This window comes from Acidovorax sp. Leaf160 (assembly GCF_001424265.1).
Taxonomy (GTDB): Bacteria; Pseudomonadota; Gammaproteobacteria; order Burkholderiales; family Burkholderiaceae_C; genus Paracidovorax.
This window is the reverse complement of sequence record NZ_LMOV01000028.1, coordinates 216,378-239,114: the sequence shown is the minus strand read 5'-3', so window position 1 is coordinate 239,114 and position 22,737 is coordinate 216,378. Positions and strand designations below refer to the sequence as shown.

Below are 22,737 nucleotides of genomic sequence, written 5' to 3'. Positions count from 1 at the left end.
AAATCAGTGGCCGGAGAACGGCTTTGGAAAGGCTGACATGTCCCTCGTCCTTGTCATGGGCGCCTCGCGCGGTATCGGTCTGGAACTGGTGCGCCAGTACCGCGCCGACGGCCGCCGCGTCGTGGCCACGGTGCGCGATGCGGCCGGCCGCGACCGCGTGCAGGCCCTGGGCGCGCAGGCCCTCACCGTGGACGTGAGCAACCCGGCCAGCGTCAGCGGGCTGGCCTGGCAGCTCGACGGCGAGAAGATCGACGTCGCGCTCTACGTGGCCGGCCTGTGGGACGACCACGGCGCCGCCACGCCGCCCACGCGCGAGGCTTTCGACCGGGTCATGCACACCAACGTGCTGGGCGCCATGCAGGCCCTGCCCCAGGTGGCGCCGCTGGTCGAGGCAGCCGGCGGCGTGTTCGGCTTTCTCTCCAGCCAGATGTCGCTCATCAGCCAGGCGGCCGGCGATGCCTGGCTGTATCGGGTGAGCAAGGCCGCGCTCAACATGGCCGTGGCCGCCGCCCAGCCCGCCTGGCCCGGTGCCACGCTGGTCACGCTGGACCCGGGCTGGACACAGACGGACATGGGCGGCGCCAGCGCTCCGCTGACCGTGGAGCAGAGCGTGGCCGGACTCATCGCCACCCTCGCCGGCGTGACGGCGGCGGACCGCGGCCGGCTGCTGCACCACGACGGCCGGCGGGCGGCGCAGTGGTGAGCATGGCGACCCCGCCAGGCAGCCCGCGTGACCCCGCGGGCTTCGCCCCCACTTCGCACGGCGGCAACCACTTCAACCTGCTGCGGCTGATGGCCGCCGTCGCGGTGCTGCTGTCGCATGGGGAATATTTCTACCGCCTGACGCTGCCCGTTCCATTCGCGGGCCACACCCTTGGCTCGCTGGCGGTGTACTGCTTTTTCTTCATCAGCGGCTACCTCGTGTGCCAGAGCTGGCACCGCGAGCCGCGTTGGGCCGGCTTCTGGATCAAGCGCATCGCACGCATCTTTCCCGGCCTGGTCGCGGCGGTCATCTTCTCGGTGGCCGTGGTGGGCTGGCTCATGACGACCTGGAGCAGCGGCCGGTATTGGGCCGAACCCGCCACCTGGGTCTATCTGGCGAACAACGCGGCCGCGCTGGCGACGGCCAACGCCTTGCCGGGGGTGTTCGAGTCCAACCCTTTTGCGCGGTCCGTCAACGGGTCGCTGTGGACCATCCGCTATGAGCTGCTGATGTATCTGCTGCTGTCGGCGGCCGGCTGGGCCGGCTGGACGGGGCGCCGCTGGGCCTACCCCGCCGGCGCCGCCGCGATGGCCGCCCTGTGGATGTGGGCGCGTGGCTTCAGCGACACGCCGAAGGCCCCGTTCGCGTCGCTGACGTGGCTTCCGGCCGGGCTGGGCGAGCTGTTCAACGTGGTCGACGTGTCGGCATTCGGCGTCATGTTCCTGCTGGGCAGCAGCTTCGCGGCCTGCCGCGTGCGCCCCGGCGCCTGGCTGGCGGCGCTGGCCTGCGCGGGACTGGTGCTGGCCTGGGCCGGGCAGGCGCGCTGGAGCGTGCAGATCGGCGTGTGGACCCTGGTCGCCAGCGGCGTGTTCTGGGCGGCGCATGCGGGTGCATCGCGCGCGTCCGGCTGGCCGCATGAAGACCTGTCCTACGGTGTCTACATCTACGCCTTCCCGATCCAGCAGGCCGTGACCCAGATCAGCCTGAGCCGGGGCTGGAGCCTTTCCGCGTGCCTGGCAGCGTCCCTGGTACTGACGCTGGCCATGGCCGCCTTTTCGTGGTTCTGCGTGGAAAAGCCCGGCATCCGCCTGGGCCGCCGGCTGGTGGCGCGGCTGGCGAGCGCCCGTGCCGGCCCGGCTCGGCGCGCTGCCTGCTGAGCGGGCTGCCCAGCCCGTCTGCTGCCGCCTCCGTGCCCCCCTCCCGACAACCCTCCATTCCCCACCACCAAGACAACACCGAGACCACACCATGCTGCTGACCCAAGACCAGGAAATGATCCGTGACGCCGTGCGCGCCTTCGCACAGGAAGAACTCTGGCCCCATGCCGCGCGCTGGGACCGGGAGCACCACTTCCCGAAGGACGCCCACCAGGGCCTGGCCGCGCTGGGCGCCTACGGCATCTGCGTGCCCGAGGAATTCGGCGGCGCCGCGCTCGACTACGTGACGCTGGCGCTGGTGCTCGAAGAGATCGCGGCGGGCGACGGCGGCACCAGCACCGCCATCAGCGTGACCAACTGCCCCGTCAACGCCATCCTGATGCGCTACGGCAATGCGCAGCAAAAGCGCGACTGGCTCACGCCGCTGGCGCGTGGCGAGATGCTGGGCGCCTTCTGCCTGACCGAGCCGCATGTGGGCTCGGACGCCTCCGCGCTGCGGACCACGGCCGTGAAGCAGGGCGACGAATACGTATTGAACGGCGTCAAGCAGTTCATCACCAGCGGCAAGAACGGCCAGGTCGCCCTCGTCATCGCCGTGACCGACAAGGCCGCCGGCAAGAAGGGCATGAGCGCCTTCATCGTGCCCACCAGCACCCCCGGCTACGTGGTCGCGCGGCTGGAGGACAAGCTGGGCCAGCACAGCAGCGACACGGCGCAGATCAACTTCGACAACTGCCGCATCCCGGCCGACCACCTGATCGGCGCCGAGGGCGAGGGCTACAAGATCGCCCTGGGTGCGCTGGAGGGCGGGCGCATCGGCATCGCCGCGCAGAGCGTGGGCATGGCGCGCAGCGCGTTCGAGGCGGCGCTGGCCTATTCGAAGGAGCGCGAGAGCTTCGGCACCCCCATCTTCAACCACCAGGCGGTGGGCTTCCGGCTGGCCGACTGCGCCACGCAGATCGAGGCGGCGCGCCAGCTCATCTGGCACGCGGCCGCCCTGCGCGATGCCGGCCGGCCCTGCCTGAAGGAAGCCGCCATGGCCAAGCTCTTCGCCAGCGAAATGGCCGAGCGCGTCTGCAGCGCGGCCATCCAGACGCTGGGTGGCTACGGCGTGGTGAACGACTTTCCCGTGGAGCGCATCTACCGCGATGTGCGGGTCTGCCAGATCTACGAGGGCACGAGCGACGTGCAGAAGATCATCATCCAGCGGGCGCTGGCCTGACCTGATTTGACCTGATTGCTATTTTTTTTATAGCATTGTAGACAAGCGAATCAAGCGCTGCGGGCCGATTTGGCTTTGAATCGCCCGCCCCGCGCTGCTATTCGGAATCCCGCTTGCGCAGCACCACGGTGATCTGCCCGTTGACCTCCAGCGTGGCGCTCTCCACCTCGTGCAGGTGACGGCAGCCGCCCGCGCGCAGGGCGGCGGCCAGGTCGTCCGGCGACAGCAGCTGCTGGCGCATCAGCGCCTCGTTCACCCGGCCCTGCCAGACCAGCTCCTTGGGCTGCCCGTCCACCAGCAGCGCCAGCTTGGGGAAGCGGTAGGTCACATGGGCCAGCAGCACGTGGCACATCAGCAGCGTCGCGGCCGAGATCAGGCCGCCGACGAGCGAGTTGTCGCCCGCATTCATCGAGTTCTGCACGGCGTTCGACAGCACCAGCAGCAGCACCAGGTCGAAGGGCGCGAACTGCCCCGTCTGCCGCCGCCCGGTCAGGCGCAGGAAGACGAGCAGAAAGGCATAGACCACGATGCCCCGCACAATGAATTCCCACCACGGCACGCTCATCTCCAGCATCGCATCACTCTCCTGGCGGGGTAGGGCACGACCCCGGGGCATGGCCCGGCGGGCGCTGCGGCCGGGCAGCGCCATGATGGCAGCAACGCAGGCGCCGCGTCTGTCAGCCGATGGCGGCGTGCAGGGCTGCAGCAGGCAGCCCCCTCGCGGCCCGTGGAGGGAGCGTCTGCAAGAATGCCGGCCTGGGCCGGGCCACCGCCGCCCGCCACTCCCCCCTACCCATCCGCCTTCCGCCTTCCGCCTTCCGCCTCCTGCCCCCTGCCATGCCTTTCGACCCCCACGCTTCCTGTCCCTGCGGCCGCCTGGCCGCCAGCGCCGAGGGCCGTGCGCGTGACCGCGCACCGCTGGCGTATGCCGGCTGCTGCGGGCGGTACCTGGACCACTTCAGCACATGCCCTGCGCCGGACGCGGAAAGCCTGATGCGCTCGCGCTACACCGCTTTCGTGCGCGAGGACGCCGCGTACCTGCGGGCCACCTGGGCGCCCGCGCAGCGGCCGGCGTCGATCGAATTCGACCCCGGCACCCGCTGGCTGGGGCTGGAGGTGCGGGCCCATCGCAGCACGGGCGGGGACCGCGCAGAGGTCGAATTCGTCGCCCGCCAGCGCGACGCCGGGGGCCGCGCGCACCGGCTGCACGAAACCAGCCGGTTCGTGCGCGCCGAAGGCCGCTGGTTCTACGTGGACGGCGACCTGCGCTGAACGTCGGCCGAGCCGTGCGGAAGACCCTGCGCCACCGGCCCAGCCGGGAAGACGACGACACCCGGCCCTCGGAATGGTCGGCGTCGATGTGGGGCGACCCCGCGGCGTCGGGCGCTGAAGCCGACAGCCTGCCGGACAGCCCAGGACGCGGCTCCCCGGCTGCGCCGGGCGGCGGCGACCGGCTCGATCTGGCCATGCAGCGGCGCCTGCTGCTGTCGCTGTCCGAGCGGGGCTCCACCGAGATGGCGGTGCTGGTCATCCCCGGCGTGCTGTGCTGGATGTACGGCAACGCTCCGGGCTACCGCTGGCTCTGGGTGTGGTGGGCCGGCTTCGTCGCGGTGACCCTGGGCCTGGCCTGGCTGCGGCACGACCTGCGGCAGCGGCGGCCGCTGGTGGATGCGCCCGCCGTGGCGCACTGGCAGCGCCTCTACCGCCGCGCCGCGCTGGTCGCGGGCCTGTGCTGGGCCATGCCGCTGGTCGTGGCGGTGCAGGGCGGCAGCACCGAATTCCGGCTCTTTCTCTACATGGTGCTGTGCGCGGTGCTGGCCTCCAGCGCCACCTTCCTGGCGCCGCTGCCTGGCATCTTCTGGCGCTTCTTCGGCGGCATCTACCTGCCCATGGTGGCGGCGGTGTACTGGGCCTTTCCCCTGCGCTGGATGTATCTGCTGCCGCTCACGCTGCTCTATGGCGCCGTGATCGTGCGGCACGCCTGGGGCGGGCGCCGGCTGGTCGAGCAGCAGATCGACCAGGAGCGCCAGCGCCTGCGGCTGGCCGAACGCTACCGGCTCGCCAAGGAGCAGGCCGAGCGCGCGCTGGCCGAGCGCAACCGCTTCATCTCCACCACCAGCCATGACCTGCGCCAGCCGCTGCACGCCATGGGCCTGCTGGTGCAGACCGCCCTGCAGCGCAATGCCGACGCGCAACTGGCCCCGGTGCTGCACGACGTGCGCGACTGCGTGCGCTCGCTCAACTTCATGTTCAACGCGCTGCTGGACCTGTCGCGGCTGGAGTCGGGTGAATTCGCCGCCCGCCAGAGCGACGTGCCGCTGGCGGCCGTGTTCGAGGACGTGGCCACCGTGTTCCGGCCCGAGGCCACGCAGCGCGGCCTCCGGCTGGCGATCTTCCTGCCGCGGCGCAGTCCGGCCTGGGTGCGGGCCGACCCTGCGCTGCTGCGGCAGATGGTATTCAACCTGGCGCAGAACGCGCTGCGCTACACGCGGTCGGGCGGCCTGCTGCTGGGCGCGCGGCGGCGCGGCGGAGAGTGGCGCGTGGAAGTGTGGGACACCGGCAGCGGCGTCAGCCCGCAGGACCGCGACCGCATCTATGCGCCGTATGCGCGGGGCGAGGCAGGCGTGCAGCATGGCGCGCAGGCCGCGGGCGACCGGGCGGGGGGCGGCCTCGAAGGCCACGGGCTGGGCCTGGCCGTGGTGGCGCGCTGCGCCCGCCTCACCGGCGCCACCTACGGATTCGAGTCCACACCCCAGCGGGGGTCCTGCTTCTGGCTGCAGCTGCCCGCCGCAGTGCCGGCCCCCGGGCCTGCCGAGCGACTGGGCGAGGCTGGCGGTGCGGGCGCATCCGCCGGGCGAGGGGCGCGGCTTGCCGGCAGCTGCCTGCTGGTGGACGACGACCCGCAGGTGCAGTCCGCCCTGCGCCAGTTGCTGGAGTCGTGGGGCGTGGAGGTGCAGGTGGCGGCGGGCGGCGCGCAGGCGCTGGCGCTGATCGACACCGGCTGGCTGCCCGATGCCATTTTGTGCGACCAGCGCCTCGGCGCGGGGCAGAGCGGCCTGGCCGTGCTGCAGGCCCTGCAGGCGCGCTGCGGGCATACGCACGGGGCCATGCTCACGGGCGAGCACGCCTCGCCCGCGCTGCTGCAGGCCGAAGACGACGGGTATCTGGTGCTGCGCAAACCGCTCGAGCCCGACGTGCTGCACGCGCTGCTGGCGCGCTGGCTGCCGGGTGGGCACAGGGCGGCGCCCGGGAATCATGGGTAAGAAGGTGTAGCGCGGCCCTGGTCGCATCCCGGGTCGCACCCCGCGTCGCATCCCGGGTCGCCAGGCGGCCGGAACGCCCGGTCAGCGCAGGCGGGCTTCGTCGCCCGGCTCCAGTTGCACGCCGCGCAACCGCGTGATGGCCTCGACGCGGTTGCGCACGCCCAGCTTGCCGAGAATGGCGGTGACGTGCTCCTTCACCGTGTGCTCCGACAGGTTCAGGCGGCCCGCGATGTGCTTGTTGGGCTGGCCTTCCAGCACCAGCGCCAGGATCTGTCCCTGCCGGGGCGTCAGGCCCAGCTCCGCCGGCGTGATCGGCACCGCGCGTGCGGGCGGCGCAGCCGTGTCGCCTGCCGCGGCCGGCGCCGCTTCGAACCAGGTGCCGCCGCGCAGCAGCGCCGTGGCCGCGGCGGCGAACACCGCAGGCTCCTGCTGCTTGTGAACGAAGCCATGCGCGCCGCTGCCCTGCGCCTTGGCGCGCAGGGCGGGGTGGCTGTCGCCGCTCACCATCAGCACGCGGGTCTGCGGCGCCAGCGCCAGCAGGTCGCGGATGAAATGCGTGGTGACGCCATCGGCCAGCCAGAAGTCCACCAGCGCCAGCGCGGGCGCACCCCGGGCCGCCACCGTGCGCAAGGCGTCCTGCGTGGTGCTAACGCACACCGCGTCCTCCAGGCCGGGGTGCAGCCGGAGGAATTCGCTCATGCCGCGAGCGACCAGCGGATGGTCGTCCACCACCAGTGCGTAGCGCTCGGGGAACGGCGCGGAAACAGTGTCGGAAGGGGTCAATTCGGGCCAGTCGTGGAAGGGGGAAACCCGGCGCGCCGCCCGTCGGGAGCGCGCCGCGCCCCGGCCCGTTGTCGCGCAGCGCGTAACAAATACCCGAAGGCGGGGGGGTGAGGCGAAAGCGTGGACTGTACTGAAATTCGGGCTCGCCCATCGATTGCGGCGCGACGGGGCTGCACGCCCCTTGACCTCGGCCTGCCACGGCAGCTCGCCAGGACCGCATCGCTTTCGATCATTCCGCTTCTTCGTTCGATGGATCCCTGCCTATGACCCCCCTGGATTTCACCCGCCGCACCGCCACCCTCGCGCTGCTGGCTTCGCTGGCTGCCTGCGGCGGCGGTGGTGGAGGCGGCGACTCCTCCGCCCCTGCGCCGGCACCGACCCCTGCCCCCGCGCCTGCCCCCACTCCCGCACCGGCCCCCGCGCCGGCGCCCGCGCCCGCTGCCGTCACCGGCCAATACATCAGCCAGGCGCCCGCCGCCGCGGGGGCAGCCACCCTCGCCGCACTGAATGCGCAGGGCGCGCGCGGCTTCGCCTTCCTCGCCACCCTGGCCACCAACACGGGCGCCACCAGCACCGAGCAGGGCGACTTCTATGTGAGCGACACTGCCCACGGCGGGTCGCGCCTGGAATACGAAACCCTGGCACAGCCGGGCTCGGGCGACGCGCTGTTGGCTCAGCTCAACGCGCAGGGCGCGCGCGGCTTCGCCTTCAAGGCGCCGGTGCTGACGGGCGGCGGCTCCAGCCCGTCCGCGCTCACCGTGCGCGACGCATCGCGCAGCACCACGTTCTCGTATGAAAAGCAGCCCATCTCGGGCGGCCTGAGCCGCGACGCCTTGCAGAGCCAGCTGAACGCGCAGGGCGCACGCGGCTATCGGCTGGTGGGCCCGCTGATGGCCGGAGCCGACAGCTTCAATCTCTACATGAAGGATTCCTCGGCGACCACCTACAGCTACACGGTGATCGACGGCGACGGCCCCTCGGGCGTGGGCACCACCGATGCGCTGCGCCAGCGCCTGGACACCCAGGGCGCACAGGGGCAGCTGTTCCTCGGGGCGTTCGTGATCCAGGGCAACGCATCGGCGCAGGTGTTCGAGCGCAGCTCGGCGCAGAACGGCGCCGTGGAATACGACGTGCGCGCCGCCACGCCGCAGGCCTCCATCGCGCAGCTGACGGCCGCCATGAACGACCGCGCGGCCCAGGGCTACTTCTTCTTCAGCGATCTGGTCGGTGCCAACGGCGAGCAGGTGACCCTGTCGGTGCGCAACGCGGCCAACCTGCGCAATCCGCTGGCGGGCATCACCTTCCCGTGACCGAAGGGCGAGGCATACTCCCCCCTGTGCAAGAAAAGGCGCCCCCGGGCGCCTTTTTCCATGGCGATGGCGCCTTCGGCGTCCCGCGCCCTGGCCTGCCGCTGTCCTTCCTTCCTCCTTTCCTCCTTTCCTCAAGAAAGAGTTGTCTTCATGCTGGCCTTTGATGCGGTGTTGTTCGATTGCGATGGTGTGCTGGTGGACAGTGAGCCCATCACCCACCGCGTGCTGCGCGACCAGCTGGCCGAGTCGGGCTGGGTGATGACGCTCCCGGAATGCATGCACATCTTCCTGGGCAAGGCCGTGCGCTCGGAAGCCGCCCGCATCGAGGCCGAGACCGGCCAGCCGCTGACCGACGCCTGGATGGAGCGTTTCTACGCCCGCCGCAACGAGGCGCTGCAGGCCGAGCTGCAGGCCATCGCCCATGCCGAGCAGGCCGTGGCGGCCGTGCATGGACTGCTGCAGGGCCGCATCGCCTGCGCGTCGGGCGCCGACCGGGCCAAGGTGGAACTGCAACTGGCCAAGACCGGCCTGGCACGGTTCTTCGAAGGCCGGGTGTTCAGCGGCCACGAAATGCCGCGCACCAAGCCGGCGCCCGACGTCTACCTGGCAGCGGCCGCCGCCCTCGGCGTGGGCCCCGCCCGCTGCCTGGTGGTGGAGGACTCCGCCACCGGCGTCACGGCCGGCGTGGCGGCGGGCGCCACGGTCGTCGGCTACAGCCCCTCGGCCCACGGGCACGATTCCAGCGCGGCGCTGCGGGCCGCCGGCGCCCGGCACGTGATGGACGACATGGCCGAACTGCCGGGGCTGCTGTCCGCGGGTTTTTGATGAAAAGTGCCTCGGGCGCTTGATATATAAGCGTTTGTAGCTATAAAAATAATAGCACCCAGCGAATGGGTGCGTGGCTGGGCCTGGACCTGGACCCTGGCCCCTGGCCTGGCCGGCTGCTCAAGGCGCGGTGTCGGGCGACGGGCGGGTCGGCACGCCCTGCGCCTGCGCCGCCGCCTGCTGCGCGGCCAGCGCGCGCTGGTAGCCGGGGCGGCGCTGCAGGCGCTGCCAGTAAGCCCGGGTCGCGGCGCCCCATTCCGGCTCCAGCCCCAGATGGGTGGACAAAAGCAGCGCGTAGCCCACCGACACATCCGCCGCCGTGAAGCGGCCTGCGCAGAGCCAGGGCGAGCTGGCGACGTGAGCCTCCACGGCACGCAGCCGGGCCAGGAACCACTTTGCGTAGTCGGCCACCACCTGCGGCTGGCGCCGCTCCGGCGGCTCGAAGCGCCCGTAGCGCAGCAGCAGCGTCTGCGGGAAGGTGAGGGTGGCTTCGCCCAGGTGCAGCCAGTTCAGGTAGCTGCCGTAGGCCGGATCGGCGGCGGCCACGTCCAGCCCCGCATCGGGGTGCCGGGCCGCCAGGTACTGGCACATCGCTGCGGACTCGGTCATGCGGGTGTCGCCATCCACCAGCAGGGGCACGGTGCCCAGCGGGTTGTGCTGCAGGAAGTCGCGCGCCAGCGCGCGTGGCGGGAACGGCAGCATCTGCAGGCGGTAGGGCAGCTGCAGTTCCTCCAGCATCCAGAGCGGCCGCAGCGAGCGGGCGCTCACGCAGTGGTAGAGGGTGATCGTCATGCCGGCAGCGTGCGCCCATGGAAGACATAAAGCCTGCCACCGGGGGTGCACATCAGGGCGGCAGGCGCGATCGGCGTCGGAATTCGGCCGGCGCGCTGCCCGTCCAGCCGCGGAAGGCGCGGATGAAGCTCTTTTCGTTGACAAAGCCCGCCGCCTGCGCCACCTGTTTCACCGGCCGCTCCGTGCGCTGCAGCAGCTCCACCGCCCGCGCCCGCCGCACTTCGTCCTTCAGCGCCTGCAGCGAGGCGCCTTCCTCCTTCAGCTGCCGGTGCAGCGTGCGGGCCGACAGGTGCAGCTTCGCGGCCAGCGCCTCCGCGCTGTGGCCGGCGGCGGGGTCGGCGGCCAGCGTCTGGCGCACCCGCTGCACCAGCAGCCGGTCACGGCGGTACTGCAGCACGGTGAGCGGCAGGGCGCGTTGCAGCATCACGCGCAGGGCCGCCTCGTCGCGCGTCAGCGGCAGGGCCAGGTAGCGCGCGTCGAAGCGGATCGCCGCCACCGGCGCGCCGAACGTGGCGGGGCCGGGGAACATGACGGCATAGGCGTCGGCATGCGCGGGTGGCGGATAGGGAAACTGCGCGCCCTGCAGCGGCAGGCGCGAGTCGATGAACCAGCAGGCCACGCCGTGCAGGTTGCGCAGCACCGAGACGAGGCAGAACTCGCGCAGGGCGCCCAGCTCGCGGTGCTCGGTGAGCCGGACGCAGGCCGCGCCGCCTTCCTCGGTCAGGTCCAGCGCGATGTCGTCCGTCAGCAGGGCATGGTGGCGGCACCAGCGGCGCAGCGCCAGCCCCAGCGTGGGCGAGCTGATCGACGCCCGCGCCAGCATGCCGTAGCTGCCCCAGGGCAGGCGCCGGCTGAACCAGCCCAGCGCCTCGTCGTCCAGCTCGCGCATGGCGCCGTCGGAGAGCGCCTCCATCTGCCAGGCGGTGATGCGGGCAGGCGCTGGGGCTTGCCACTGCGCTGGCGCGATTTGTGCCCGTTGCAGCACCGGCGCCGGGTCCAATCCGCGTTGGCGATAGGCCTGCACGATGGCCGCCACATAAGCGCCGGGCGTGGCGGCGACGGCCAGCGGCGGCAGGTCGCGGGCGGCGGAGGCGGGGACGGTCATGGCCGCCAGTGTGAAGTCCCGTGGCACGAAATGCAACCTGGCTGACCCCATCCTGTCGCCGGGCGGGCGTATGCTGCGGCTTTGACGGGTGCCGGCAGATCGCCGTCCCACGGCGTTCGGGCCGCACCGACAGGAGACACAACGACATGCAAGCCTCTCTCGCTTCTGCGGTGGCAGACGGTCTGTCCTACGACCGCGGCGCCACCGGCACGCCACTGATCGAGCAGACCCTGGGTGCCTTCTTCGACGGCATGGTGCGCCAGGGCCCGGACCGGCTGGCCCTGGTCAGCGTGCACCAGCAACTGCGCTACACCTACGGCGAACTCCAGACCGAAGTGCGCCGGCTGGCCAGCGCGCTGCTGGGCCTGGGGCTCGCGCCGGGCGACCGCATCGGCATCTGGTCGCACAACAACGCCGAATGGCTGCTGATGCAGCTGGCCACGGCGCAGGTCGGGCTGGTGCTGGTCAACATCAACCCCGCCTACCGCACGGCCGAGGTCGAATACGCGCTCAACAAGGTCGGCTGCAAGGCGCTGGTGACCATGGCGCGATTCAAGACCAGCGACTACCTGGGCATGCTGCGCGAACTGGCGCCCGAGCTGGCGTCCGCCGCGCCCGGCCGCCTGCAGTCCGCGCGCCTGCCGCAGCTGCAGACGGTGGTCTGGATCGACGAGGCCGGGCAGGGCGCCGACGAGCCGGGCCTGCTGCGCTTCTCGCAGCTGATGGCCCAGGGGGATGCGCAGGACGCGCGCATCGACGCCGTGGCCGCCGGCCTGAAGAACACCGACCCGATCAACATCCAGTTCACCAGCGGCACCACGGGATTCCCCAAGGGCGCCACGCTCACGCACCGCAACATCCTGAACAACGGCCTGTTCATCGGCGAATGCATGCGGCTCGGCCCGGAGGACCGCCTGTGCATTCCCGTGCCGCTCTACCACTGCTTCGGCATGGTGCTGGGCAACCTGGCCTGCCTCACGCACGGCGCGGCCATCGTCTACCCCAGCGACGGCTTCGACCCCCTCAAGGTGCTGGAAGCGGTGCAGGCCGAGCGCTGCACCGGCCTGCACGGCGTGCCGACCATGTTCATCGCCGAGCTGGACCATCCGCGCTTCGCCGAGTTCGACTTGTCCACGCTGCGCACCGGCATCATGGCCGGCTCGCCCTGCCCCACCGAGGTGATGAAGCGGGTGGTGCGGGACATGCACCTGGAGCAGATCACCATCGCCTACGGCATGACCGAAACCAGCCCCGTCAGCTGCCAGAGCAGCACCGAGACGCCCCTGGAAAAGCGCGTCTCCACCGTGGGCACGGTGCAGCCGCACCTGGAAGTGAAGATCATCCATCCCGACAGCGGGCAGATCGTGCCGCGCGGGCAGTCGGGCGAGCTGTGCACGCGCGGCTACTCGGTCATGCACGGCTACTGGGGCGATGAGGCGAAGACGCGCGAATCCATCGACGCCGAGGGCTGGATGCACACCGGCGACCTGGCCACCATGGACGCCGAGGGCTACGTCAACATCGTCGGCCGCATCAAGGACATGGTGATCCGTGGCGGCGAGAACGTGTACCCCCGCGAGATCGAGGAATTCCTCTACCGCCATCCGCAGGTGCAGGACGTGCAGGTGGTGGGCGTGCCCGACGCGAAATACGGCGAGGAGCTGTGCGCCTGGGTCATCGCCAAGCCCGGCGCGCAGCCCACCGAGGACGACATCCGCGCCTTCTGCAAGGGGCAGATCGCGCACTACAAGGTGCCGCGCTACATCCGCTTCGTCACCTCGTTCCCGATGACGGTGACCGGCAAGATCCAGAAATTCAAGATCCGCGACGCCATGAAGGGCGAGCTCGGCCTGCAGGAAAGCACCACAGCATGATTCTCGAATCCCGACTCAACCCGCGTTCGGCGGACTTCCAGGCCAATGCCGCCGCGATGCGTAACGTGGTCGACGACCTGCGCGCCCAGGTGGCCCGCGTCGCCCAGGGCGGCGGCGAGGCGGCCCGCGCCAAGCACACCGGACGCGGCAAGCTGCTGCCGCGCGAGCGGGTGGACCGCCTGCTCGACCCCGGCACACCGTTCCTAGAGCTCGCCCCGCTGGCCGCGCTGAACATGTACGGCAACGACGCGCCGGGCGCGGGCCTGATCGCCGGCATCGGCCGCGTGGCCGGCGTCGACTGCATGATCGTCTGCAACGACGCCACGGTGAAGGGCGGCACCTACTACCCGCTCACCGTCAAGAAGCACCTGCGCGCCCAGGAGATCGCCGAGCAGAACCACCTGCCCTGCATCTACCTGGTCGATTCGGGCGGCGCCAACCTGCCCAACCAGGACGAGGTCTTTCCCGACCGCGACCACTTCGGCCGCATCTTCTACAACCAGGCCAACATGAGCGCCCAGGGCATCGGCCAGATCGCCGTGGTGATGGGCTCGTGCACGGCCGGCGGCGCCTATGTGCCCGCCATGAGCGACGAAACCATCATCGTCAAGAACCAGGGCACCATCTTCCTGGGCGGGCCGCCGCTGGTGAAGGCGGCCACGGGCGAAGTAGTGACGGCGGAAGATCTGGGGGGCGGCGACGTGCACACGCGCCTCTCCGGCGTGGCCGACCATCTGGCGCAGAACGACCTGCATGCGCTGGCCCTGGCGCGCCAGGCTGTCAAGAATTTGAATGCAAAACGGCCTCCAGCGCTTGATATACAAGCGCCGGTAGCTCCCAAATTCGCAGCAGAAGAGCTGTATGGCGTGATCCCGACCGACACGCGCAAGCCCTTCGACGTGCGCGAGATCATCGCCCGCATCGTCGACGGCAGCGAATTCGACGAATTCAAGGCCCGCTTCGGCACCACCCTGGTCACCGGCTTCGCCCGCATCGAGGGCATGCCGGTGGGCATCATCGCCAACAACGGCATCCTGTTCTCCGAATCGGCCCTGAAGGGCGCGCACTTCATCGAGCTGTGCTGCCAGCGCAAGATTCCGCTGGTCTTTTTGCAGAACATCACCGGCTTCATGGTGGGCCGCAAGTACGAGAACGAAGGCATCGCGCGCAACGGCGCCAAGATGGTCACGGCCGTGGCCACGGCCAACGTGCCGAAGTTCACCATCATCATCGGCGGCAGCTTCGGCGCCGGCAACTACGGCATGTGCGGCCGTGCCTACAGCCCGCGCTTTCTCTGGATGTGGCCCAACGCCCGCATCAGCGTGATGGGCGGCGAGCAGGCCGCGAGCGTGCTGGCCACGGTGCGCCGCGACGGCATCGAAGCCAAGGGCGGGCAGTGGAGCGCCGAGGAGGAGGAGAGCTTCAAGGCGCCGATCCGCCAGCAGTACGAAGAGCAGGGCCACCCGTACTACGCCACGGCGCGCCTGTGGGACGACGGCATCATCGACCCGGCCGACACGCGGCGGGTGCTGGCGCTGGGGCTGGCCGCCTCGCGCAATGCGCCCATCGGCGAGACGAAGTTCGGCCTGTTCCGCATGTGAGGGCGGGAAGGGCGATGTTCATGGCGCGCCAGCGGACAGCCCGCACGGCAGCTGCGGCGGTGACAGCCGCTGCGGCGGCGGTTGCGGCCGCGCCCGTCCGGGGCGCCGTGCGCCTGGGCGGGGGCCGGCTCTGGGCGGCGGGGCTGCTGTGCGCGGCGCTCGCCGCATGCCAGGCGCCGGTCCGGTCCCAGGCTTCTGCCGACGCCCTGCCGCCCGGCTCCGCCGCAGCGGCGTGGCAGCAGGCCCGCATCGCGCTGCCCTCGGGCGAATCCCTGCGCGCCCACTGGTGGCCGGCGGAAGGCCCGCAGGCCGAGCCGCGCCCGGCCGTGGTCGCGCTGCACGGCTGCGGCGGGTTGTATGCCCAGGGCGATCGCCTGTCGCAGCGCTACCGCGAAACCGCTGCGCGGCTGCATGCGGCGGGCTATTCGGTGCTGCTGCCGGACAGCTTCGGCTCGCGCGGCCTGCGCTCCCTCTGCGGCACCCGCTACGGGGCGCGCGACGTCACCGTGGCCGTGCGGGCGCAGGACGCACGCGCCGCCATCGCCTGGCTGGCGACGCAACCCGGCGTGGATGCGAAGCGCATCGGCATGCTGGGCTGGTCGAACGGCGCCACCACGGCGCTGAACCTGCTGGAGCAGCGCCGCCTGCACCCGGCGCCAAGCGATGTGCCGCTGGCCGGCGTGGCCCTGTTCTACCCCGGCTGCGGCCCGCTGCTGCGCCGCCAGGCTGAACTGGAGCCTGCGCCCCTGCTGATGCAGCTGGGCGCCCTGGACGACTGGACGCCGGCGCAGCCGTGCATCGATTTCGCCGCGCTGCTGCAGCGGCGCCCGGGCACTGACGTCACGCTGAAGGTGTATGCGGACAGCTACCACGGCTTCGACGGCACGGACCCGGTGCGGCTGCGCGCGGACGTGCCCAACGGCACATCGGCGCAGGGCGTCCACCAGGGCGGCAACCCGGCGGCGCGGGTGGAGTCGCTCGCGGCGCTCGACGCTTTCTGGGGCCGCACGCTCGGCGCCCGCACCCAGCCATGAACCACCACCCATTCCTCGCGCATTTCACCCAGCTGGCCCGCTACAACGCCTGGGCCACGGCTCGCCTGCTGGGCGCCGTGGCCCGGTTGCCCGAGGTCGAGTACCGCCGCGACGCGGGGCTTTTCTTTCGCAGCATCCACGGCACGCTGAACCACCTGCTGGTGGGGGAGCATCACCTGTGGTTCGCCCGGTTCGCGGAAGGCAGCTCACCCGTTGTCGCGCTGGACGCGGAGCTGGAGCCCGACCGGGCGCGGCTCGCCGAGCGCCTGCATGCCGGGGCCGCGCGGTGGGAACCGCTGATCGCAGCCCTGCCCGACGACCGCTGGGCGGGCACGCTGGACTACACCACGATGCGCGGCACCCGGGCCTGCCTGCCATTCGCCGCCACGCTGGCCCACGTGTTCAACCACGCCACGCACCACCGGGGGCAGATCACCGCCGCGTTGACGGCCGTGGGCAGCAAGTTTCCCGAGCTCGACTTCGTCTACTACCTGCAGAACCCGTCGCAACCATGAGTCAGAACCTCACCATCACCCAGTCGGGGGCAGTGGCCCGCATCACGCTGACGCAGCCCGAGATCCGCAATGCCTTCAGCGACGAGGTGATCGCCGAGATCACCGCCGCCTTCTGCGACGTGGGTGCGCGGCCGGACGTGCGCGCCGTGGTGCTGGCGGCCGAAGGCCCGGCCTTCTGCGCCGGCGCCAACCTGAACTGGATGCGCCGCATGGCCGACTACACCCGCGCCGAGAACCTGGCGGACGCGGCCCTGCTGGCCGAGATGCTGCGCGTGATCTACGAATGTCCCCACCCCACCATCGCCCGTGTGCAGGGCGACGTGTATGCCGGCGGCATGGGCCTGGTGGCGGCCTGCGACATGGCGGTGGCGGTGGAGACGGCGGGCTTCTGCCTGTCGGAGGTGAAGCTGGGCCTCATCCCCGCGACCATCAGCCCGTATGTGATCCGTGCCATGGGCGCGCGGGCGGCGCACCGCTACTTCCTCACCGCCGAACGGTTCGACGCCGCCGAGGCGCTGCGCATCGGCTTCGTGCACGAGGTGGTGCCCGCCGACCAGCTCGATTCCCGGGTGGATGTGCTGCTGAAGGCGCTGACCCAGGCCAGCCCGCACGCGGTGCGCGCCTGCAAGCGGCTGGTGCTCGAGGTGGCCGAGCGCGAGATCGACGATGCGCTCATCGCCCGCACCGTGGAAGGCATCGCCGACATCCGCGCCAGCGAGCAGGGCCGCGAAGGCGTGCAGGCGTTCCTCCACAAGCGCAAGCCTTCCTGGCTGCTGGCGGACTGAAAGCGGACGCATCGGTCATGGACGCGCTCTGGCTCTCCTTCGTGCAGTGGCTGCACACGCTCGGCCTGCATGTCGATGCCGGCACGGCCCAGGCCGTGGCCGAAGGCGCGCGCCATGCCACCGGCGCGCTCGACCTGCCCGGGCTGATGGCGCTGGCCGCCGCGCTCGGCTGGGCCAGCGGCTTCCGGCTGTATGCCGTGGTGTTCCTGGTCGGCATGATGGGGTGGCTCGGCGCGCTGGCGCTGCCGCCAGGCCTCGCGCTGCTGCAGCACCCGCTGGTGCTGTTTGCCAGCGGCTTCATGCTGTTCGTCGAATTCTTCGCCGACAAGGTGCCCTGGCTCGACAGCGCCTGGGACGCGGTGCACGCCTTCATCCGCGTGCCGGCCGGCGCGCTGCTCGCCGCCGGCGTGTTCGGCGCGGACAACGGCGCCATGGCGGTGGCGGCGGGGCTGGTGGGCGGCTCGCTCTCGGCCACCGCGCTGGCCACCAAGATGACCACGCGGGCGGCGGCCAACACCTCGCCCGAACCGTTCTCCAACTGGCTGCTGTCGCTGTTCGAGGACGGCCTGGTCGTGGCCGTGGTCTGGATGGCCACGCAACACCCGGTGCTGTTCGGCGGGGCGCTGGTGGTCATGGTGGTGCTGTCGGCAGTGCTGCTGGTGGTGCTCTTCCGTTTTCTGCGCGCCGTGCTGCGGCGCGTGTCTTCTCTTTTCTCCAGTCCTGCGAAGGTAGCGTGACATGTTCAAGAAAATCCTGATCGCCCACTGCGGCGAAAGCAGCCGCGCAGCGTTCGCTTCTGCACATCGCCTGGCACGCGCAGCGTGCGCAGGCGATCTCGCTGCGGGAGGGCGCCATGTTTAAGAAGATCCTGATCGCCAACCGCGGCGAGATCGCCTGCCGGGTCGCCGCCACCGCCCGCCGCCTCGGCGTCAAGACCGTCGCCGTCTATTCCGACGCCGATGCCGACGCCAAGCACGTCGCCGCCTGCGACGAGTCCGTGCACATCGGCGGCAGCGCGCCCAAGGACAGCTATCTGCGCTGGGAGCGCATCCTCGAGGCTGCCCGCGCCTGCGGGGCCGAGGCCATCCACCCCGGCTACGGCTTCCTGTCGGAGAACGAAGACTTCGCCCGCGCCTGCGCCGACGCGGGCCTGGTGTTCATCGGCCCGCCGCCCGCCGCCATCAAGGACATGGGCCTGAAGGCCGAGTCCAAGCAACTGATGGAAAAGGCCGGCGTGCCGCTGGTGCCCGGCTACCACGGCGCCGACCAGGACCCGGCCCTGCTGCAGCGCGAGGCCGACCGCATCGGCTACCCGGTGCTCATCAAGGCCAGCGCCGGCGGCGGCGGCAAGGGCATGCGGGCGGTGGAGAGGTCGGAAGACTTCGCCGCTGCGCTCGAATCGTGCAAGCGCGAGGCCATCAACAGCTTCGGCGACGACGCCGTGCTGGTCGAGAAATACGTGCAGCGCCCGCGCCACATCGAGATCCAGGTGTTCGGCGACACGCAGGGCCAGATCGTCTACCTGTTCGAGCGCGATTGCTCGGTGCAGCGGCGCCACCAGAAGGTGCTGGAAGAAGCCCCGGCGCCCGGCATGACGCCCGAGCTGCGCGCGCGCATGGGCGCCGCCGCCGTGGCCGCCGCGCGCGCCGTGAACTACGTGGGTGCGGGCACGGTGGAATTCATCGTCGAGCAGCCGGGCGGCTACGAGCGGCCCGAGGACATGAAGTTCTACTTCATGGAGATGAACACGCGCCTGCAGGTGGAGCACCCGGTGACGGAAGCCATCACCGGGCAGGATCTGGTGGAGTGGCAACTGCGCGTGGCCAGCGGCGAGCCGCTGCCCTGCACGCAGGACCAGTTGCGCATCACCGGCCACGCCATCGAGGCCCGCATCTGCGCCGAGAACCCCGACAACCAGTTCCTGCCCGCCACCGGCACGCTGCACGTCTACCGCAAGCCCCAGGCGGCGAGCTTCGAGCGCGCAGCCGTGCGCATCGACGACGGCGTGCGCGAGGGCGACGCCATCAGCCCGTTCTACGACTCGATGATCGCCAAGCTCATCGTGCACGGCGACACCCGGGCGCAGTCTCTTGCCCGGCTGGACGAGGCGCTGGCGCAGACCCGCATCGTCGGGCTGTCGACCAACGTGCAGTTCCTGCGGCGCGTGGCGTCCAGCGATGCGTTCGTACAGGCGAAGCTCGACACTGCGCTGATCCAGCGTGAAGCGGCCGTGCTGTTCCAGCAGGAGCCGGTCGGCCTGCCCACGGCAGCCGCCGCTGCGGTAGCCGCCACGCTCTTGAGCGAAACGCAGGCCGCCACCGAGGACGCGGGCCCGTTCGGCCAGCGCGACGGCTGGCGCTCCAACAGCGCCTACCGCCGGCCGTTCGATTTCGAGTTCGGCGGCGAGGCGGCCCGCGCCTGGCTGACCTATGCCCCGGTCGGCACGCCCACGCTGGAAGTGGGCGACGCCAGCGGGCCGCTGGTCTTCGCCGCCGCTGGCGAGCACGGCATCGACCTGAACTACGGCGGTCGCCGCACCCGTGCCGACGTGCATGTGCTGGGTGACGCCCTCCACGTCTTCACGCCGCACGGCGCCACGCGCATCGACGGCATCGACCCGCTGGCGCATGCCGGCGACACGCAGGCCGAAGGCGGGCGGCTGACGGCCCCCATGCCGGGCAAGGTGGTGTCGTTCGCCGTGCAGGCCGGCGACACCGTCTCCCGCGGCCAGCCGCTGGCGGTGATGGAGGCGATGAAGATGGAACACACCATCGCCGCGCCGGCCGACGGCGTGGTGGAGGAGTTGCTCTACGCCCCGGGCGACCAGGTCACGGAAGGCTCCGAACTGCTCAGGCTTTCCGCCGCGTGAAACAACCGCAGCACCACCCACGATAGGCTCGCAGGCATGAACATCACTCTCTGCTGTACCGACACCAAGACCGAACCCTGGGTGGCCGGCCTGCGCGCGGCCCTGCCCGACGCCCAGGTCAGCGTCTGGCAACCCGGCGCCCCCCAGGCCGACGTGGCCGTGGTGTGGGCGCCACCCCAGCAATTCCTCGACGAGCAGCCGGGCCTGCAGGCGCTCTTCAACATCGGCGCCGGCGTCGATGCCCTGCTGCGCCTGCGGCTGCCGCCCGGCGTGCGTGTCGTGCGGCTGGACGACGCGGGCATGTCGGTGCAGATGGCCGAATACGTGAGCCATGCCGTCATCCGCCACTACCGCGAACTGGATGCCTACGAGGCCGACATGCGGGGCGGGCGCTGGGGCTACCGCCGGCCGCGCGCACGGTCGGAATTCACTGTCGGCGTGATGGGCCTGGGCGTGCTGGGCGAGCGCGTGGCCCGCGCCCTGGCGCATTTCGAATTTCCGGTGCTGGGCTGGAGCCGTTCGCCCAAGGAGGTGCCCGGCGTGCGAGCCTTCCACGGCGCCGATCAGTTCGGCGAGTTCCTGGCGGCCAGCCGGGTGCTGGTCAACCTGCTGCCGCTCACGCCCGACACCGAGAACATCCTGAACCGGCAGACCCTGTCGCGCCTGCCGGCCGGCGGCTACCTCATCAACGTGGCGCGCGGCGCCCATCTGGTCGAGGAAGACCTGCTCGAACTGGTGGACTCCGGCCACCTGGCGGGCGCGACCCTCGACGTCTTCCGCACCGAGCCCCTGCCTGCCGGCCACCCGTTCTGGAGCCACCCGCGCATCGTGGCGACGCCGCACACCTCGGCGCGCACGCTGCGCGAGGAGAGCATCGCGCAGATCGCCGGCAAGATCGCCGCCCTGCAGCGCGGCGAGCCGCTGGCGGGCACGGTCGATCCGGCGCGCGGGTACTGATGCATCGCGCGCCTGCCATGCCCCGGCCGCACGCAGCGCTTCGCCGCTGCCGGGCGTGCGGTGCCCGCGCGGGCAGCACGCTGCGTTCGCCACCACCCATTCACAGATCGAGAACACCATGAGCATCACCTATCCCCGCCAAGTCCGGCTCATCGATGTCGGCCCGCGTGACGGCCTGCAGAACGAGAAGTCGCCCGTGCCCGCCGAAGTCAAGATCGGCCTGGTGCACCGGCTGCAGCAGGCCGGCTTGAAAGAGATCGAGGTCACCAGCTACGTCAGCCCCAAGTGGGTGCCGCAGATGGCCGACAACCACGAAGTCATGTCCGGCATCGAGCGGCAGCCCGGCGTGCGCTATTCGGTGCTGACCCCCAACCTCAAGGGCTACGAGGCCTCGCTGGCCGACCGGCCCGACGAGGTGGTGGTGTTCGGCTCGGCCAGCGAGGCGTTCAGCCAGAAGAACATCAACTGCAGCATCGCCGAAAGCATCGAGCGCTTCGCGCCGGTGGTGGAGGCGGCACGGGCGCAGGGCATCGCCGTGCGCGGGGCGATGAGCTGCACCGTCGGCTGCCCCTACGAGGGCGAGGTCGCGCCCGAGCGGGTGGCCTACCTGGCCGGGCTGCTCAAGGGTATCGGCGTGCAGCGGGTGGACGTGGCCGACACCATCGGCGTGGGCACGCCGCTCAAGGTGCAGCGCGCCGTCGAAGCCACGCTGCAGCATTTCGCGATCGACGACGTCTCGGGCCATTTCCACGACACCTACGGCCAGGCGCTGTCGAACACGCTGGCGGCGCTGCAGATGGGCGTGTGGAATTTCCAGTCGTCCGTCGCCGGGCTGGGCGGCTGCCCCTACGCCAAGGGCGCCACGGGCAATGTGGCGACGGAAGACGTGGTGTACCTGCTGCACGGCCTGGGCATCGACACCGGCATCGACCTGGACCGTCTGATCGATGCGGGCGCCTATGTCAGCGACTTCCTCGGCCGCAAGCCCAATTCGCGCGTGGCGACCGCCGTGCTGAACAAGCGGGCGGGGTAGGGCGGGGGAGGGCGGGGGAGGGCGGAGTCAAGGCGCGCGGGCGGTCCTCGGGCAGGCTCTAAGATCGGACGCTCGACACAACCCGACCCGAGGAAAACATCCGATGTGTGGCGCCGAACTCCAGTCCCTGCCCGAAGGCGTGCAACGCGTGGCCACCGCGCTGCAGGCCCTGGGCCATCCGCATGCACCGCGCATGCTCGACAACTCCGCGCGGACCGCGCAGGAAGCCGCCGACGCGCTCGGCATCGCGGTCGGGCAGATCGCCAAGAGCATCATCTTCCGGCGCAAGAGCGATGACGCGGCGGTGCTGGTCATCACCTCGGGCGACCGGCGGGTGGATGAAAAGAAGGTCGATGCGCTGGTCGGCAAGACCGGCCGCGCCGACGCCGCGTTCGTGAAGGCCCGGACGGGCTTCAGCATCGGCGGCGTGTCGCCGGTGGCGCACGCCACGCCGCCCGTCACGCTGATCGACCGCGACCTGTTCCGCTTCGACGAGATCTGGGCCGCGGCCGGCCACCCCAACGGCGTGTTCCCGCTGCGGCCGCAGGACCTGGAAGCGCTCACCCAGGCGCCGGTGGCCGACGTGGTGCAGCCGCCCGCCGCCCCCTGACCGGACGCTCCATGGATTCGAATGCTATTCAATTGATAGCTGAGCGTGCCCAAGCATCAAGCGCTACGGGCTGTTTTGATGCGCAAAGCGATGCCGCAGTGCCGTCGCCCTGCATCGGCGTCTGCCGCATGGCGGCGGACGGCAGCCAGTGCGAAGGCTGCTTTCGCACGCTCGACGAGATCCGTGTCTGGTCGACCGCCGGCCGCGCGCAGCGCCTCGCCATCTGGGGCCGGCTGCTGCAGCGTGCGGGGCTGCCGCCGCCAGCGGCAGGCAGCGCCGCGTCCTGACCTTCCCCGCAC

At 71.0% G+C, this 22,737-nt stretch carries 22 protein-coding genes; 18 read left to right on the top strand and 4 right to left on the bottom strand.

The window, feature by feature from the left end; translation table 11 throughout:
• Nucleotides 1-37 precede the first annotated feature (37 nt).
• The 3 genes from ASF94_RS19440 (at nt 38) to ASF94_RS19430 (ending at nt 3,082) form a co-directional block, all read left to right on the top strand.
• On the top strand, nt 38-703 hold the full coding sequence (locus ASF94_RS19440; RefSeq protein ID WP_056670447.1) for an SDR family oxidoreductase: 666 nt from the start codon (nt 38-40) through the stop codon (nt 701-703).
• 2 nt (nt 704-705) lie between these two features.
• The gene (locus ASF94_RS19435) at nt 706-1,860 is read left to right on the top strand and encodes an acyltransferase (RefSeq protein WP_056670443.1); all 1,155 of its coding nucleotides are present in this window, start codon (nt 706-708) and stop codon (nt 1,858-1,860) included.
• Nucleotides 1,861-1,951: 91 nt separating this feature from the next.
• Nucleotides 1,952-3,082, top strand: coding sequence for an acyl-CoA dehydrogenase family protein (locus ASF94_RS19430; protein ID WP_056670440.1), 1,131 nt, complete (start codon nt 1,952-1,954; stop codon nt 3,080-3,082).
• Between the two features lie 97 nt (nt 3,083-3,179).
• Here ASF94_RS19430 and ASF94_RS19425 read toward each other — a convergent pair whose 3' ends face one another.
• Nucleotides 3,180-3,656 carry a DUF421 domain-containing protein gene (locus tag ASF94_RS19425; RefSeq protein ID WP_056670437.1) on the bottom strand — a complete coding sequence of 159 codons (477 nt, stop codon included), beginning with the start codon at nt 3,654-3,656 and terminating at the stop codon, nt 3,180-3,182.
• A 263-nt stretch (nt 3,657-3,919) separates the two neighbouring features.
• On the opposite strand from ASF94_RS19425, the gene ASF94_RS19420 reads away from it, so the two are divergent.
• Entirely contained in the window at nt 3,920-4,354 is a 435-nt protein-coding gene (locus ASF94_RS19420) for a YchJ family protein (RefSeq protein ID WP_056670434.1), read from the top strand.
• 14 nt (nt 4,355-4,368) lie between these two features.
• Nucleotides 4,369-6,345: a hybrid sensor histidine kinase/response regulator gene (locus ASF94_RS19415; RefSeq protein WP_235505437.1), complete on the top strand. Its 1,977-nt coding sequence runs from the start codon at nt 4,369-4,371 to the stop codon at nt 6,343-6,345.
• An 81-nt stretch (nt 6,346-6,426) separates the two neighbouring features.
• On the opposite strand, the gene ASF94_RS19410 is transcribed toward ASF94_RS19415, so the two are convergent.
• On the bottom strand, nt 6,427-7,128 hold the full coding sequence (locus tag ASF94_RS19410; protein ID WP_056670432.1) for a response regulator transcription factor: 702 nt from the start codon (nt 7,126-7,128) through the stop codon (nt 6,427-6,429).
• 263 nt (nt 7,129-7,391) lie between these two features.
• Here ASF94_RS19410 and ASF94_RS19405 point away from each other — a divergent pair, with 263 nt between their 5' ends.
• Both ASF94_RS19405 and ASF94_RS19400 read left to right on the top strand, forming a co-directional pair.
• Nucleotides 7,392-8,438 (top strand): hypothetical protein, encoded by a 1,047-nt coding sequence (locus ASF94_RS19405; protein ID WP_056670429.1) that lies wholly within the window; start codon nt 7,392-7,394, stop codon nt 8,436-8,438.
• A gap of 153 nt (nt 8,439-8,591) precedes the next feature.
• Entirely contained in the window at nt 8,592-9,263 is a 672-nt protein-coding gene (locus ASF94_RS19400) for an HAD family phosphatase (protein WP_056670634.1), read from the top strand.
• 120 nt (nt 9,264-9,383) lie between these two features.
• Here ASF94_RS19400 and ASF94_RS19395 read toward each other — a convergent pair whose 3' ends face one another.
• Together ASF94_RS19395 and ASF94_RS19390 are read right to left on the bottom strand one after the other, a co-directional pair.
• Nucleotides 9,384-10,055, bottom strand: coding sequence for a glutathione S-transferase family protein (locus ASF94_RS19395; RefSeq protein ID WP_056670426.1), 672 nt, complete (start codon nt 10,053-10,055; stop codon nt 9,384-9,386).
• A gap of 52 nt (nt 10,056-10,107) precedes the next feature.
• On the bottom strand, nt 10,108-11,160 hold the full coding sequence (locus ASF94_RS19390; protein WP_056670421.1) for an AraC family transcriptional regulator: 1,053 nt from the start codon (nt 11,158-11,160) through the stop codon (nt 10,108-10,110).
• Between the two features lie 146 nt (nt 11,161-11,306).
• On the opposite strand from ASF94_RS19390, the gene ASF94_RS19385 reads away from it, so the two are divergent.
• The 11 genes from ASF94_RS19385 to ASF94_RS19335 all read left to right on the top strand — a co-directional run bounded on the left by ASF94_RS19385 (nt 11,307) and on the right by ASF94_RS19335 (nt 22,725).
• On the top strand, nt 11,307-13,034 hold the full coding sequence (locus tag ASF94_RS19385) for an AMP-binding protein (RefSeq protein ID WP_056670418.1): 1,728 nt from the start codon (nt 11,307-11,309) through the stop codon (nt 13,032-13,034).
• The gene (locus ASF94_RS19380) at nt 13,031-14,635 is read left to right on the top strand and encodes a carboxyl transferase domain-containing protein (RefSeq protein ID WP_056670415.1); all 1,605 of its coding nucleotides are present in this window, start codon (nt 13,031-13,033) and stop codon (nt 14,633-14,635) included. Before ASF94_RS19385 ends, ASF94_RS19380 begins: the two co-directional genes overlap by 4 nt.
• 59 nt (nt 14,636-14,694) lie before the next feature.
• Nucleotides 14,695-15,669, top strand: a complete 975-nt coding sequence (locus ASF94_RS19375) for a dienelactone hydrolase family protein (RefSeq protein WP_162244650.1) — start codon at nt 14,695-14,697, stop codon at nt 15,667-15,669.
• Complete coding sequence (locus ASF94_RS19370; protein ID WP_056670409.1) at nt 15,666-16,184, top strand: DinB family protein; 519 nt, start codon at nt 15,666-15,668, stop codon at nt 16,182-16,184. The genes ASF94_RS19375 and ASF94_RS19370 overlap by 4 nt, the downstream gene beginning before the upstream one ends.
• Nucleotides 16,181-16,969 (top strand): enoyl-CoA hydratase/isomerase family protein, encoded by a 789-nt coding sequence (locus ASF94_RS19365; RefSeq protein WP_056670406.1) that lies wholly within the window; start codon nt 16,181-16,183, stop codon nt 16,967-16,969. Before ASF94_RS19370 ends, ASF94_RS19365 begins: the two co-directional genes overlap by 4 nt.
• Before the next feature lie 17 nt (nt 16,970-16,986).
• On the top strand, nt 16,987-17,706 hold the full coding sequence (locus ASF94_RS19360) for a DUF4126 domain-containing protein (protein WP_056670403.1): 720 nt from the start codon (nt 16,987-16,989) through the stop codon (nt 17,704-17,706).
• Nucleotides 17,707-17,822: 116 nt separating this feature from the next.
• Complete coding sequence (locus ASF94_RS19355; RefSeq protein ID WP_056670400.1) at nt 17,823-19,838, top strand: acetyl/propionyl/methylcrotonyl-CoA carboxylase subunit alpha; 2,016 nt, start codon at nt 17,823-17,825, stop codon at nt 19,836-19,838.
• 36 nt (nt 19,839-19,874) lie between these two features.
• A complete protein-coding gene (locus ASF94_RS19350) occupies nt 19,875-20,795 on the top strand; it encodes a glyoxylate/hydroxypyruvate reductase A (protein ID WP_056670396.1) in 921 nt (306 codons plus the stop codon).
• A gap of 118 nt (nt 20,796-20,913) precedes the next feature.
• On the top strand, nt 20,914-21,828 hold the full coding sequence (locus tag ASF94_RS19345) for a hydroxymethylglutaryl-CoA lyase (RefSeq protein ID WP_056670631.1): 915 nt from the start codon (nt 20,914-20,916) through the stop codon (nt 21,826-21,828).
• 103 nt (nt 21,829-21,931) lie between these two features.
• Nucleotides 21,932-22,438: a YbaK/EbsC family protein gene (locus ASF94_RS19340; RefSeq protein WP_056670393.1), complete on the top strand. Its 507-nt coding sequence runs from the start codon at nt 21,932-21,934 to the stop codon at nt 22,436-22,438.
• 11 nt (nt 22,439-22,449) lie between these two features.
• A complete protein-coding gene (locus tag ASF94_RS19335) occupies nt 22,450-22,725 on the top strand; it encodes a DUF1289 domain-containing protein (RefSeq protein WP_056670391.1) in 276 nt (91 codons plus the stop codon).
• Nucleotides 22,726-22,737: the final 12 nt, after the last annotated feature.